General features: G+C 61.2%; 16 protein-coding genes. 6 read left to right on the forward strand and 10 right to left on the reverse strand.

Going from position 1 to position 14,035, the window contains the following annotated elements:
* The first annotated feature begins 38 nt into the window (after positions 1-38).
* Together IEX75_RS06905 and IEX75_RS06910 are read left to right on the forward strand one after the other, a co-directional pair.
* Positions 39-989 (forward strand): complex I NDUFA9 subunit family protein, encoded by a 951-nt coding sequence (locus tag IEX75_RS06905; protein WP_188793492.1) that lies wholly within the window; start codon positions 39-41, stop codon positions 987-989.
* 23 nt (positions 990-1,012) lie between these two features.
* On the forward strand, positions 1,013-2,239 hold the full coding sequence (locus tag IEX75_RS06910; RefSeq protein WP_188793493.1) for a multifunctional CCA addition/repair protein: 1,227 nt from the start codon (positions 1,013-1,015) through the stop codon (positions 2,237-2,239).
* A gap of 48 nt (positions 2,240-2,287) precedes the next feature.
* Here the strand turns inward: IEX75_RS06910 and IEX75_RS06915 are convergent, their stop codons facing one another.
* The 5 genes from IEX75_RS06915 to IEX75_RS06935 form a co-directional block, all read right to left on the reverse strand.
* Positions 2,288-3,493 (reverse strand): class I SAM-dependent methyltransferase, encoded by a 1,206-nt coding sequence (locus IEX75_RS06915; protein ID WP_188793494.1) that lies wholly within the window; start codon positions 3,491-3,493, stop codon positions 2,288-2,290.
* Complete coding sequence (gene tatC, locus IEX75_RS06920; RefSeq protein ID WP_188793495.1) at positions 3,490-4,251, reverse strand: twin-arginine translocase subunit TatC; 762 nt, start codon at positions 4,249-4,251, stop codon at positions 3,490-3,492. Before tatC ends, IEX75_RS06915 begins: the two co-directional genes overlap by 4 nt.
* Complete coding sequence (tatB, locus tag IEX75_RS06925; protein ID WP_188793496.1) at positions 4,238-4,600, reverse strand: Sec-independent protein translocase protein TatB; 363 nt, start codon at positions 4,598-4,600, stop codon at positions 4,238-4,240. The genes tatC and tatB overlap by 14 nt, the downstream gene beginning before the upstream one ends.
* A 17-nt stretch (positions 4,601-4,617) precedes the next feature.
* A complete protein-coding gene (locus tag IEX75_RS06930) occupies positions 4,618-4,860 on the reverse strand; it encodes a Sec-independent protein translocase subunit TatA (protein WP_188793497.1) in 243 nt (80 codons plus the stop codon).
* 89 nt (positions 4,861-4,949) lie between these two features.
* Entirely contained in the window at positions 4,950-5,639 is a 690-nt protein-coding gene (locus IEX75_RS06935; protein WP_188793498.1) for a lipid-binding SYLF domain-containing protein, read from the reverse strand.
* Between the two features lie 85 nt (positions 5,640-5,724).
* Between IEX75_RS06935 and hemH the strand changes: the two genes are divergently transcribed.
* Positions 5,725-6,819 carry a ferrochelatase gene (gene hemH / locus IEX75_RS06940; protein WP_423373118.1) on the forward strand — a complete coding sequence of 365 codons (1,095 nt, stop codon included), beginning with the start codon at positions 5,725-5,727 and terminating at the stop codon, positions 6,817-6,819.
* Positions 6,816-7,685: an alpha/beta fold hydrolase gene (locus tag IEX75_RS06945; protein ID WP_229720678.1), complete on the forward strand. Its 870-nt coding sequence runs from the start codon at positions 6,816-6,818 to the stop codon at positions 7,683-7,685. Before hemH ends, IEX75_RS06945 begins: the two co-directional genes overlap by 4 nt.
* A gap of 97 nt (positions 7,686-7,782) precedes the next feature.
* Here the strand turns inward: IEX75_RS06945 and IEX75_RS06950 are convergent, their stop codons facing one another.
* From IEX75_RS06950 to IEX75_RS06970, 5 genes are read right to left on the reverse strand one after another with little or no spacing between them, the layout of a single operon-like run.
* Positions 7,783-8,958 (reverse strand): ABC transporter permease, encoded by a 1,176-nt coding sequence (locus IEX75_RS06950; protein WP_188793500.1) that lies wholly within the window; start codon positions 8,956-8,958, stop codon positions 7,783-7,785.
* Positions 8,955-9,689 (reverse strand): ABC transporter ATP-binding protein, encoded by a 735-nt coding sequence (locus IEX75_RS06955; RefSeq protein ID WP_188793501.1) that lies wholly within the window; start codon positions 9,687-9,689, stop codon positions 8,955-8,957. Before IEX75_RS06955 ends, IEX75_RS06950 begins: the two co-directional genes overlap by 4 nt.
* A complete protein-coding gene (locus IEX75_RS06960; protein WP_188793502.1) occupies positions 9,686-11,263 on the reverse strand; it encodes an alpha/beta fold hydrolase in 1,578 nt (525 codons plus the stop codon). The genes IEX75_RS06955 and IEX75_RS06960 overlap by 4 nt, the downstream gene beginning before the upstream one ends.
* A 7-nt stretch (positions 11,264-11,270) precedes the next feature.
* Positions 11,271-11,468 (reverse strand): helix-turn-helix transcriptional regulator, encoded by a 198-nt coding sequence (locus tag IEX75_RS06965; protein WP_188793503.1) that lies wholly within the window; start codon positions 11,466-11,468, stop codon positions 11,271-11,273.
* 45 nt (positions 11,469-11,513) lie between these two features.
* A complete protein-coding gene (locus IEX75_RS06970; RefSeq protein ID WP_188793504.1) occupies positions 11,514-12,116 on the reverse strand; it encodes a hypothetical protein in 603 nt (200 codons plus the stop codon).
* Between the two features lie 508 nt (positions 12,117-12,624).
* Here IEX75_RS06970 and IEX75_RS06975 point away from each other — a divergent pair.
* Together IEX75_RS06975 and IEX75_RS06980 are read left to right on the forward strand one after the other, a co-directional pair.
* A complete protein-coding gene (locus IEX75_RS06975; RefSeq protein ID WP_188793505.1) occupies positions 12,625-13,179 on the forward strand; it encodes a fimbrial protein in 555 nt (184 codons plus the stop codon).
* Between the two features lie 92 nt (positions 13,180-13,271).
* Positions 13,272-14,015: a fimbrial biogenesis chaperone gene (locus tag IEX75_RS06980; protein ID WP_188793506.1), complete on the forward strand. Its 744-nt coding sequence runs from the start codon at positions 13,272-13,274 to the stop codon at positions 14,013-14,015.
* The last annotated feature ends 20 nt before the right edge of the window (positions 14,016-14,035 follow it).

Consider the following 14,035-nt stretch of genomic DNA (forward strand, 5'->3'; position numbering starts at 1 on the left):
AGATGGATTCCCTCCCAAACAGCAGGAGGACGTTCGCCATGACTCCGCAGCGCATCGTCATCCTTGGCGGTACCGGTTTCGTCGGCAGCTACCTGGTGCCACGCCTTGCCGCCGATGGACACCGCATCACTCTGCTTTCCCGCAACCGCGAACTGCACCGCTCGCTGGCCGTTCTGCCCAGCATCGCCATCCGCAGTGTAGACGTCTACGACGATGCCGTGTTACGACGTCACTGCGAAGGCACCGATGCGGTGATCAACCTGATCGGCATCCTCAACAACACCGGCGCTCATACTTTCCAGCGCGCGCATGTAGAGATGGCGCGACGCTTGATTGCCATCTGCCAGACCACCGGTGTAAAGCGTCTGCATCAGATGAGTTCGCTGAAAGCCGGCCAGGGTCAGTCGCAATACCTGAAAACACGTGGCGAAGCGGAAACGCTGGTCAAAGTGTCCTCGCTTGACTGGACGATCTACGAACCCAGCGTGATCTTCGGGCCTGGCGATGGACTCATCACACGCTTTGCCAGTTTGCTGCGCAAGCTGCCCGTGCTGCCGCTGGCGCGTGCCAGTTCGCGCATGGCACCCACCTACGTCGGCGATGTTGCCGAGGCCATCGCGCGTTGTGTCGCAAACGACAAGCGCGTCTCTCGCCGCATCTTCGAACTATATGGCCCCGAAGTGCTTACGCTGGGCGAGATCGTGCATGCCATTCGCGACGCGGCCGGCTTGCACACGCGGATCATGCCGCTACCTGACAGCCTTGGCCGGCTGCAGGCGCAGGTCGCCGGCATGCTTCCCGGCAAACCCTTCTCACCTGACAACTTCTTGTCCCTTGGCACCGATTCCGTCGGCAGCGTGGACGGCTATGCCTCGCTCGGCATCGTGCCGCAGTCGTTCACGCGACTGCTGTCGCGCGTTCTCCAGGGCATGCCACGGCAACGCCGATTGGACTTGTCCCGCCAAACCTTCCGCCATCACGGCGTGTAGGAGGAGCCATGGCACAATAAGGCATGCGTACTTACCTGGTCGGCGGCGCGGTCCGTGACAAACTGCTGGGACGTCCGGTGATCGACCACGACCACGTGATCGTCGGTGCGCGGCCGGAACACATGCTTGCGTTGGGTTACAAACCCGTCGGCAAGGATTTCCCGGTATTCCTTCATCCGAAAACGAACGAGGAATACGCCCTCGCCCGCACCGAACGCAAGACCGGGCGTGGCTATCACGGTTTTGCATTCCACGCCGATCCAGATGTAACGCTGGAACAAGACCTCGCACGACGCGACCTCACCATCAACGCCATGGCCGAAGACGAGGATGGCCGACTGGTCGATCCTTACGGTGGCGCGCGCGACATTGAACAACGCGTGTTGCGGCACGTCTCGCCCGCTTTCGTCGAAGATCCAGTCCGCCTACTGCGCGTCGCTCGTTTCGCCGCACGCTTCGCACCACTCGGCTTCACCGTGGCCGACGAAACCATGGCCTTGCTGCAGCAGATGGTGCGCGACGGCGAAGTCGATCACCTCGTACCCGAACGCGTATGGGCGGAAACACGCAAGGCGCTCAGCGAAACACAGCCTTCGGCCTTTCTGCGCGTATTGCGCGAAGCCGGTGCACTCGCCGTGCTATTTCCAGAAATCGATGCCCTGTACGGCATTCCGCAACGCGCCGAATTCCATCCCGAAATCGACACCGGCATCCATGTGGAAATGGTGCTGGATGCCGCTGCCAGATTGGCGCCCGGTAACGACCTGGTCGGCTTCTGCGCACTCACTCATGATCTCGGCAAAGCACTAACCCCAAAAGAAGAACTCCCGCGTCACGTCGGCCACGAACACCGCGGCGTACAACCTTTGCGCGCACTTGCCGCGCGCTTGAAAGTGCCCACCGAACACGCAGAACTTGCCGAGCTGGTATGTCGCGAGCATCTCAATGCTCATCGAGCCTTCGAACTCAAACCCGCCACAGCATTGAAGCTACTGACGGGATTGGATGCATTGCGCCGTCCAGAAAGGCTGCAAATTTTTCTTACCGCTTGCATGGCTGATAAGCGCGGCCGTCTCGGCCACGAGAGCAGTGAGTATCCACAAGCTGCCTGGTTGCAACACGCACGTGATGCTGCGGCATCAATCACCTCCGCACCTTTTTTAGCGCAAGGATTGCAAGGTCAAGCGATCGGGGCAGCCATAGAAAAAGCGCGCGTGCAAGCCATTGCGAATATGAAGATCGCAGGTTGATCCAAAACAAAACCGTATTGGCTCTGTTGCGGCTCGCACGTCACTTCATTAAAGCCGGCCACCCTGATCCGCAGCTAACAACTCCGCAGGCAGCGGCAACGCAGGTAGCCCACGCGCCAGCAACATTGCCTGGAACCGTTCACCCATCTGATCCGGCAAGGTGAGTTTTTTCACCTGCTGGGCAAGACGGTGGCGTGCGGCGTCATCGGCAGCTTGCTCATAGGCATGTTCGAAGATGTCCTGCAAACCGGCGGCGATCAGGAAATGGGCCTGCGGCAAATAGGTTGCTACGCCGAAGCCGGCGCTGTTGCCGGCTTCGGCCAAGGCGGTGAAGTCGACGGAGGCGGTGAGGTCGTTGAGACCGGGCAAATGAAGTGGATCGTTGTGTGCGCGATGCCGATAGTGCGCCATCAAGGTACCGTCTTGCCGCTCCGGCAAATAGAACTCGCGACGCACGTAGCCATAGTCGATGAAGAGCATCAGACCAGCTTCGAGCGAACCGGCAATAGCCTGCATCCAGTAGGGTAGTTGCGGAAGAATTTCGGATCGGTAGCCGTCTTCGAAAGTTCGACCAAGATCACGTTCGACGTGCCGTACCGCGCCGGCAACCAGGGCGTCAGCGGGACGATCGACGCGCACCAGGCGCGCCTCGCCATCCAGCGCGACGTACTCCTCATAGACCTCACTGTTCCTAATCATGAAGCGCGTGGTCGGCAGCGCATCGATCACCTCGTTGGCGAACAAGATACCGCGCCAGTTCTCCTCGGGTGGTCGATCGAGCCACGCCACGCGCGTCATCACACCCGCCGGCAATGCAGCCGTGAGGCGTTCGCGTTGGCGTTCGCGCAAGTCGGCGCTGGGTTCCAGGATCAGGTAGCGACGGGGCAGTACGCTGTTCTCCGCGAGCGCCAAGAGCGCCGCTTCAGCGAATGCGCCACTGCCGCCACCAAGTTCGAGGAAATCCACCTCGCTGCCAAGCAAAGCCAGCACCGGTTGCACCGCGTGCACCACACAACGGGCGAACAATTCGCCAAGTTCCGGTGCAGTGACGAAATCGCCAGCCTCGCCAAACTTGGTCTTGCCCGCGCTGTAGTAGCCAAGCCCCGGTGCATAGAGACAACGCTCCATGTACTGCGAAAACGGCATGGGTCCATGCGCAGCGATGGTTTCGCGCAAGTGCTGCAGCAAGCGTTCGGAATGGGCAAGCTCGTCAGCGTCGGGCTCGGGAAGGCGAGAAGATCTGGGCGTCGTCATGGATGAGAAGGTGCATCGGCCGCATTCGGCTTGAGCAGCCAGCGCACTGCAAGCATGCCGAGTTCGTAGAGCAGGCACATCGGAATGGCCAGCATGATCATCGAGGTAATGTCCGGCGGCGTCACCACCGCCGCGATGGCGAAGGCGCCGACGACAGCGTAGCGCCTGCCCTTGCGCAGCTTGTCGAGATCGACGATGCCGACGGCCGCCAGCACCACCACGGCCACCGGCACTTCGAAACACAGACCGAAGGCGAAGAACATGAGCATCACGAAATCGAGGTAATGCGTGATGTCGGTCATCATCTCTACGCCTTGCGGCGTAACGGCCGTGAGAAAACGAAACGCGGCGGGAAGCACCAGGAAATAGGCAAACGCGCAACCGATGTAGAACAACACCAGCGCTGCCGCCAGCAATGGCCGCGCCAGGCGTTTCTCGTGCTTATAGAGACCAGGACTTACGAATGCCCACAACTGATACAGAATCACCGGCATGCTGATAAACAGCGCCGCGTAAAACGCGAGCTTCAGCGGTGTGATGAAGGGGCTGGCCACTTCGGTGGCAATCAGATGCGCGCCTTCCGGCAGGCGCGAAACCAGAGGCGCAGCGAGCCAGGCGTAGAGGCGATTGGCGAACGGCACCAACGCGGCTAGCACCACGGCCAACGCGAGGATCGCTTTGATTAATCGCGCGCGCAGTTCGAGCAGATGCGAAAACAAGCCTTCTTGCAGGTTTGTCTCGGGCTCAGGCGCTGCCATGTGGCGTTTCCTTCGGCGCGTCGGCCTGGACGAAATCCTTCTGCACCTCGGCAATGCTCTCGCGCACCTCCGTCGCCGTGCTTGCCATCTGTTCGCGCGTCTCGCGTGCCGCCTTGTTCATCTCGGTTTGCATGGCCTCGGCACGCTCTGCGGCTTCGCGCGCGGTGCGCTTGAGCTCTTCGATTTCCAGCTCACGCTCCACCTCGGCGCGCACGCTATCCCATCCCTGCCGCAAGCGGCGCACCAAGGCGCCTGCCGTGCGCGCAGCATGCGGGAGCTTTTCCGGGCCGAGCACGATCAGCGCGATCAGCGCCAGCAACATCAGCTTGCCGAGGCTGATCTCGATCATGTTGCTTACCTATGCGCTTACTTGGATTCGCTGGAATCGCGCTGCTGACTGGCCGTGCTGCCGGCGCCGGGCGCCGGGTCGGCCTGCAGCTTTTCCTGTGCCTTGCGCTTTTCCTCATCCTCGTCACCCTGCATGGCCTTCTTGAAGCCACGCACGGCGTTGCCGAGATCGGGGCCGATTTTCGTCAGCTTACCGGTACCGAACACCACCAAAATGATGACGAGCAGGATCGCCCAATGCCAAATGCTGTCCAAACCCATGAGAAACCTCGTTGCGGAGTGTTGCCGTCTGCGCCTGCGGGAGTGCAGGCGCCGGCTTTCCGTCATGTGAAGAGCGCGCTCGCGCAGCCTTACCGCGCAGTGTACTCCTCCAGGGTGTCGCGGAAGCGTACGACCGCCGCCGGGACGTTGCTTACCCCGCCTTCGAAAATGCGCCGCGGCGTGATGCCCGGCCCGTATACCTGCGCATTGGCATCGTTATCCATCTTGATCACCGAACCATCCAGCGCCACGCCCGCAAACAGGCCGCGGGCGCGGGAATAGGAATAGATTTCCGCTTTCAGCTGCTGGTCGGTCGCCGCCGAGGCGGTACGTCCCACCGGACCGGCCGCGGCAGAGGCATCGGCGCCCAGCGTGAACTTGCCGTTGACGATGGAATCCACACCGCGCTGCGTGCGGAACACCAGGATCACATCGGTCTTGGAGACACCGATCTGGAAGCCCACGCTGCCGCCCCCGAAAGAGATGAAGCTGGGGTTGGACCAGGTGCCATCCGAATTCTTGACCGAGATGAGGCCCTCGCCACGGCGGCCACCGAATACGAAGCCAACCTTCAGCACGTCGGGAATCACCGCGATCGCCCGCGCATCGCGCAGCAGGTCGGTGGGGATGGATTTGTCCGGCGCCTGCTCGATCTCATTGAGCACGCGCACGGCATTCTGCGCACGCTGCTGCGGGGTATCGTCGTCGGCATGCGCGGCGGCAATCGGCAACAGCAGCGCAAGGGCGACAAACGAAAGGCGACGCAATGCTTTGAACATAGATAGCTCCCGATGTAGATGACTCGATCGCGGTCGCAAGAAGCGGCGAGCATATCCGCCCTGTGCGAAAAGCGCGTGGCAGCTTATGGCAGACTTGACCGGCTCGTCCGCTGTCCACGCCACCATGCCAATTCATCACTATACCGGCCTTGCCGGCCAATCCTACGACCAACCTGCTCAGGCTGGCGTACTACTTGTGAACCTTGGCACACCGAACGCCCCGACGGCCCGCGCGCTGCGGCCATATCTGGCCGAATTTCTGGGCGATCCGCGCGTGATCGAATACCCGCGCTGGCGCTGGTGGCTGATTCTGCACGGCGTCATCCTGCGTATCCGGCCTGCACGTTCGGCCCACGCCTACGCACGCGTGTGGACGACGGAAGGCTCGCCGCTGCGCGTCGGCTCGGAAAAGCTTGCCGCCGCCCTGCAGGCCAGGTTGAAGCAAGTCGCCGCCGGACCGATTCGTGTGGCACTGGCCATGCGCTACGGAGAGCCGTCAGTGCGCAAGCAGATCGAGCAGCTACAACGCGAAGGTGTGCGACAGCTGCTGGTGCTACCACTGTATCCACAGTACTCGGGCACCTCCACGGGATCAGTCATCGATGCGGTAGCCGATGCGTTCAAGCAACTGCGCTGGCCACCGGAACTGCGCATCATCAACGACTACCACGACGATGCCGGCCATATCGAAGCGCTGGCGCAATCGATCGAACGCTGGTGGACCGAGCATGGCCGCGGCGACAAGCTGCTGCTGTCGTTCCATGGCATTCCGCAGCGGTACGTGGCTGCCGGCGATCCTTATCTCCATCAGTGCCAGACCACGACGCGCCTGCTGCGCGAGCGGCTGGGATTGAACGAGACGCAGCTGGTCATGAGCTTTCAGTCACGCGTGGGTCGCGAACCCTGGCTGCAACCGTATACCGACGAAACCGTCAAGCAGCTCGCCCGGCAAGGCGTGAAGCGGCTCGATGTCGCCTGCCCTGGCTTCGCCGTCGATTGCCTGGAAACGCTGGAAGAAATCGCCATGCAGAACGCCGAATTCTTCACCGAAGCCGGTGGCGAAGCACTGCGCTACATTCCCGCGCTCAACGATGGCGATGAGCAGGTAGCCAGCCTTGCGGCGCTGATTTTGCGGCACACCCAAGGGTGGCCCGAATGCTCAGCGAGCAAAGCGTTGTGAACGAGCGCACTCACTCGGAAGCGCCGATCGAACAGCGCATCACCCTGTCGCATCACCTCTCGCTGACGGCGCTGATCTGGGGTGATGCCTCGGCACCGCCGCTGCTGGCATTGCACGGCTGGCTGGACAACGCCGGCAGCTATGCCTTCCTTGCACCGAAACTGGCCGAGCGCTTTCGCGTCATCGCACTGGAATTGCCCGGCCACGGGCATTCCAGCCATCTGCCAGCCGGCATCAGTTATCACTATATCGACTACGTCAGCGCGGTACTCAGCGCTGCGGACGCCTTGGGCCTGGAGCGTTACACCCTGCTTGGCCATTCGCTCGGCGCAGGCATCGCCTCGCTCGCTGCCGCTGCCACGCCGCAGCGCATCGATCGGCTGTTCCTGATCGAGGGACTCGGCCCGCTCGGCGACGATGGCTCGAACACGTTGCAACGTTTTCGCGATGCGTATGCGGCACCTGCCGCCAGTGGCAAATCGTTGCGGCTGTTCGCGAACGTGGACCAAGCCATCAGCGCACGTACGCTGGCGAGCGGACTGCGCGCGGACTTGGCGCAGCCGATCGTGGAGCGTGGACTTGCCCACGTTGAAGGCGGCTACCGCTGGCGCAGCGATCCGCGTCTTACGCGGCCCAGTGCCATGCGTCTGGCCGAAGGGCAGATTCGCGCGCTGCTTGCGGGGATCGAAGCACCTAGTTCGCTGCTGCTATCCACGCCAGTTACGCCCTATCTACCCAGCGCGATGATGGAGGCGCGTGCACAGCTCGTGCCGCGCATTGCTGTGACGCATATGGAGGGCGGGCATCATTTGCAACTGGAGCATCCAGACACGGTTGCTGATTGGTTGTTCGGATGTCTCTCGTAGGTTGAGGTGCAAACCCCAACATCGCCATGCATGCAAACACCAGCGTTGGGGTTTGCACCCCAACCTACGCGGCCATGGGGTTAAGGGCAGCAAAATATCACGCAGAAATCGCCAACCGCTCCGACTGATAAACCCGCGCCGTCACCACCACCGCCAGCAACGCGACAACCAAACCCGTAACCACGCAACTGGCTATCTCCGCCGCCGTCACCGGCTCACCGCGCAGCAACTGCATGATGCCAACCTGCTGTCCAAGCAACGGCACGTAATACATCCAATCCGCGATTTTCATCGGCGTCACGCTCAACAGAATGGATGGAAAAACCGGCACCAGCATCAGGATCGACAAATAAGACTGCGCCTCGCGATAACTCTTCGCGAAGGCCGAAACCAGCGTCTGCAAGCACGCCAGCAGCATCACCAGCGGCAGCATCATCAAAATCACCTGCGAGGCGAAGGACAGCCCCAGATCCATCCGCATGCCGAGCCGTTCGATAGGAATCAGCTTGCCGCAGAACCCGAAGGCAATCACGCAGATCAACAGGCTCATCAGGGAGAACGCGCAAGTCGCCGCCAGCTTGCCCAGCAAGATCTTCCAGCGCGGTACCGGATTGGCGAACAGCGGCTCCAGCGACTGCCGCTCGCGCTCGCCGGCGGTGAGGTCGATGGCCAGATACATGCCACCCATGAATCCGGTAAGCACAAAGAAGTACGGCAGCATGCCGAACATCAATCCGGCGCGTGACTGCGGCGTGGACTGATCACGCTCGTCCACCGCCACCGGCGCCATCATGGTGGGCGAAAGGCCGCGCGCGACCAGCCGCATCGCACCCTGGCGCCGGCCGTAGTTTTCCAACATGCCCTTCACGCGTTCCACCGAACCGCCCGCGTCACGCTGCGAGGAGTCGTAGATCAGCTCCACCTGCGAGGTTTCGCCCTTGCGCCAGGCATCACCGAAACCTTTGGGAATGCGCAGCACCACGTCGGCGCCTCGGTTGCGTACCGCCGTTTCTGGATCGGCAATCGCCGGTTGCGGTACCAGTCCCTGTTGCTTCAAGGCATTGATCAGGTTTGGGGCGTATTGCGCGCCGATCACCGGCACCTGGATCGGTTGATCGGCCTTGTTCAATTCGCGCGTGAGCACCACGTTCATGATCATGATGAAAATGACCGGACCGAGCAGTGGCCCCAGGAGCAAAGCGCTCATGATGGTGCGTCGGTCGCGCAGGTTTTCCTTCACTTCCTTGAGGAAGACAGTCAGCGTGGTCTTCATGCCGCCAGCCCCTCTTCGCTGCCGATGATTTTCACGAAGGCATCCTCCAGATTGGCCTCCCCGGTCTGGGCACGCAGCGCATCGGGTGTTTCATCCGCCACCACGCGACCATGCGCGATCACCACGATGCGATCGCACAACGCTGCTACCTCTTGCATGATGTGGCTGGAAAACAGCACGCAACGCCCTTCCTCCTTCAGCCGGTGCATGAACTGGCGCATGCTGCGCGTGGCCATCACATCGAGACCGTTGGTGGGCTCGTCCAGAATCACGTTCTTGGGATCGTGCACCAGCGCCCGCGCGATGGCTGTCTTCACGCGCTGACCCTGCGAGAAGCCTTCCGTTCGGCGGTCCGCGATATCCGCCATATCGAGGGCCTTGATCAGCTGTTCGCGCCGCGTGCGGATCAATGCTTCATCCATGCCTTGCAGCCGCGCGAAGTAGTCGATGTTCTCGCGCGCCGTGAGCCGCTTGTACAAGCCACGCGCATCGGGCAGCACGCCGAGCTGGCGGCGCACTGCAAGTGCATCTTTCGCCAGGTCGATGCCATCGATCAGCGCCTGTCCACGATCGGGTTGCATCAAGGTGTACAGCATGCGCAGCGTGGTTGTCTTGCCGGCGCCATTCGGACCGAGCAGCCCGGTGATTTCACCGTCACGCGCTGAAAAGCTCACCCCATCCACCGCCTTCACGGTGCCGAAATGTTTGTGCAGATCCTTCACCTCGATCATGGCGATGCTCCGTTGAAGTCGATGAAGGCAGGCGTTTCGTCCAGCTTGTCCAAGCAGTTGGCATCCAGTTGCTTGGGATCGGGCTTGTCGATGAACTTGCCGAGCAGTTGCGGCATGCAGCCGCGTCCCAGCAGGGAGTGCCCTTGCCCTTTGAAAATCAGCTGCCGCCCATTCGTCAGACCCGGCAGGATCTGTTCGCCATAGCGCGGCGGCGTGACCGGGTCCAGTTCGCCGGAAAGCATCAGGATCGGCTTGTCGCTCTTCAGCGGCGCGTGGAAATCATCCGGGCGCGCGCCATGTGGCCACACGTCACATTGTGCTTTGAGGGCATCGACAAGGTGATTGCCCAGGATGGCGTTCTGATCTTGCGGTCGCGGCTGCAGCAGATCGGCGTCTTCGCTGCAGATCACGCTCATGGACATGCCGTTGTTCATGTCGCCGCTGAGATCGCCGCTAAGAATCTTCGCCTGCCCTAGCAAAGGACCAACATCACCATGCGCCGCGGCGTTGATCGACAGCGGCAACAGCGCCGCCGTTTCCGGCTGGTATGCGAACATCCGCACCACGCTGGCGAGCGAAAATTCGCTCAAGGGCCGTTCCACGGTTTCGTAGGTTTCCGGATCGCGGAAGCTGACCTTGTGCGGATTCGCACGCAACGCATCGCGCAGCTGATACAGCGTCTGCATCGAATCACCGAAGCGCTGCTTGCACGCCGGCACCGCCGCGCAGTGGGCGAAGTCTTTCTTCAGTGCATCATCGAGATTGGCGGCAAAATCCTCGCCCAGCACGGCCTGGTTCGGCACCACAGAATCCAGTACGACACTGCGCACGCTGCCCGGATAGTGCTTGAGGTATTGCTGTGCCATGCGCGTGCCGTAGGAAACACCAACCAGATCGAGTAACGGCGAACCCAGGGCCTTGCGCACGTCCTCCAGATCTTGCGTTGCGATGGTGGTGGTGTAGTAGCGAGGATCGGCCTTTTGCTTTACCTCATCCAGGCATGCGGTGACGTCTTTCCGGACCTTGTCGAGGTCGAACGTCAATGCATTCTGATCGGACGCTTTCTCTGCATTCTTGCAGCTCAGCGGATTGGAACCACCGGTGCCGCGTTGATCCAGCAACAGCACATCGTGGTGTTTGCGCACGTCGGCAAAGGCAGGCGCTTCGAGCACCCAGGCCTCGGTTGCCGCTTCTCCGGGACCGCCGGCAAGCAGTGTCACCAAGTCCGGTTCGGGCACTTGCGCATCGCTACGCGCAATCGCGAGCTTCAGGCTGATGTGGCGGCCATGCGGATCATCGCGGTTTTCCGGTACGTCAAACATGGTGCACCACGCCTGTGCACGCGCACCGCTGCCGGGGCGCCCCAGTTCGCACGATGTAAACGTGAGCGATCCGCGCCGCCATATACGCGCAGGCTGCGACGGCTCCTTGGTTTCGACGAGCGCGGCGGCAGGCGCCACATCCGCGGTTGCCGCGGCCGGTTTTTCGGGACGATGCCAATGCTGGTACGCCAGCACGCCCAGTGCGACCGCCACCACGATCAAACGTGAAACGGTTCTTGCCTTCAAGGCCATGTCTCCCTCACTCCTCCCCAGGCACAAAAATCATTTCGATCGGCATGCCGAACAGGCGTGCGATCTTGAAAGCCAACGGCAGACTCGGATCGTATTTCCCCGTCTCGATGGCATTGATGGTTTGCCGCGATACATCCAATTGTTGCGCAAGTTCGGCTTGCGACCAGCCGCGTTCGCCGCGCAATTCGCGTATGAGATTGTTCATGCGATTCGTGGCTGCAGCGGCGGCGCCCCCGTTACCTTTATACGATCACTCATGACGGTACTTGCGCCTGTACCAGTGCCTCACGATGGGCAGGCCGCCAACAGCGATCAGTCCTGCAGCCGTGCCGTACAGGAATCCCAGCCGCGCATCGTCGAGATTGCCCGGATACGCCAAGGCGACAACCAGCAGAACCATACCGAACAGCAATGGATACAAGTACGGCTTGACGCCAAGCTCCTCGCTGCACAGCGAACTTCCTCCGTAATTGCGCACCATCCGCCAACGCACAGCCCCGTAGCAAAGCACCACGGCGGGGTACACCAGCAGCAGCATCCAGCCATCCAGCTTCACCGCTCCGGCGGCGGCCAAAAATCCGGCAATGAAAGTCAGCGCGCTGACCACCGCTGTCGCCGTACTCAATGCCACCAGGTGCATGTGACGCTCAAGCTCATCGCTGTTGCGGATCAGCCGCGCCATTTGCCCGATGACGTAAAGCACCGGCACGGTCGCCGCCACCGCTAGCAACGCCTTGATGGGCAGGCTCGTGGTGGTGTTCACCAACGGCCAGACGAACAGCATGAAAGCGGCATAGATCGCCATCGCGATCATGACCCGCGGCTGGTATTGCTTCAGCGAGAACCGTGGCATGGCTGGCGCCCCTCAGGATGCTGCTCGGCCGAACGGCCGAGCACGAGTGGGAATGACCCAATGGGACAAGACCTTATGACGATGGCAAATCATCCCAGCCCCCATGTCGACTTCCCCCTATATGTAAAGCACGCTTGACATAGCCTAGGCGTGCCGCCCAGCCATGTCAAGCGTACTTTACAAAATCACCTTCTCAACCAGGCAAACCCCCGTGATTTCGTTGACACAGCGCGTCACTTTTTGACGGCAAAAAGCCCTGTCCCGAGATGTAGTTCACACTTTTTCCCGACAGATGAAGGGAAATGTTTTGGAAGCGTGTAGGAGATGTGTAGGAAATAAGCCGGGTTTCCCTGACAATGTGATAGGGATCACGCTTTGGCCCGGATGTTGCTGACTGGCTTGCCTAAGGCGTGGGCCTGCCCGAGAGAGGGCGGGGCAACGCCCGGCCCACCGCAAGCGCTTTTACCGAAAGCTGTACGCCCATCTACACGTTAATCAGGGAATCCGCATGAAAAAGATCGTTCTGTCCGCTGCACTCGCCGCCACGTTCGGCGCGGCAGCATTGTTCTCCACCTCGGTGGCTGCCTCTGACGGCACCATCACCATCACCGGCAAGGTGGTCGCCAACACTTGCTCGTTCAGTGTGAATGGCGGCAGCGCCAGCAGCACCGTCCAGTTGCCCGTCGTGTTTACGACCGCCCTTAATGCCGCCGGCGCCGTTGCCGGCAACACGCCGTTTACCATCAAGGTGAGCGGTTGCGATCCGAACCTCACCAGCGTGCAGGAACAGTTCGGCGGCTCCAACATCAACGCTACCGATGGCAATCTCAAGAACATCGCCACCGCCACGTCTCCCCAGACTGTAGCCGGCAATGTCGAAGTGCAGTTGCTCAACGGCACCACCAACACGGTCATCAATCTCAACAACAACAACGCTTCGCCCGTGGGAACGCTCTCCAGCGGCGGCGTTACGTTGAACTATCAGGCTCAGTACTACGCCACTGCCGCAGCGACGGCCGGCCTGGTGAACACGACTGTGACCTACACGACGCAGTATCAATAAGTCGAAGAACAGGCACGCTGCGGCAGCGATCACTGCTGCTGCAGCGTAGTTCCTGCATGCTCTGCCGTTCGTTGAATCCCGAGAGTCTGTCCATGAATACCCTCCTCCGCACTGTTCTCGCGGGCCTGCTGACCATGTGCCTTTTCACCGGTACTGCGAATGCCAGCGTTCTGATCGCCGGGACGCGCGTGGTATTTCCAGCCCAGGACGGCGAGGTCACCGTAAGGCTGACCAACGACAACGCCCATCCTGCGCTGGTCGAGGCATGGATCGACAACGGGGATCCCAAATCCACACCGGACAAGGTCAACGTGCCGTTTCTGATCACGCCTCCGCTGTTCCGCATGGAGGCGCACAAGGATCAGGACCTGCGCATCATTTCCACGCCCGCGCCGCTGCCGAGTGACCGCGAGTCGCTGTTCTGGCTCAACGTGCTGGAAATACCACCCAAGCCCAGCGCGCAAGAGTCGGCTGGCAAAAACCTGTTGCAGTTCGCGATCCGCTCGCGGCTGAAGCTTTTCTACCGCCCTGCGCATCTGCCTGGTGATGCGCAAACGGCGCCCGGAAAGGTGACCTGGAAGGCTGTCGCCGATGGCCAGGGCTATGCACTGGAAGTGCACAATCCCACGCCATACCACGTCACCATCGTCAAATTGTCACTGGATGTCGACGGCAAGCCTTATAGCGCCGATATCGGCATGGTCGATCCACTCGGCTCGCTGCGCCTCAAGATCAGGGGACTGACGACGTCGCCGGCGTCGGGTACGTCCGTCGCCTATGACATCGTCAACGATTACGGCGCGACCGCTTCCTTCAAGGGCAGCGTCTCGCCGTGATGCATTCTCGGCGCACATTT

This window comes from Dyella nitratireducens (assembly GCF_014642835.1).
Classification (GTDB): domain Bacteria; phylum Pseudomonadota; class Gammaproteobacteria; order Xanthomonadales; family Rhodanobacteraceae; genus Dyella_B; species Dyella_B nitratireducens.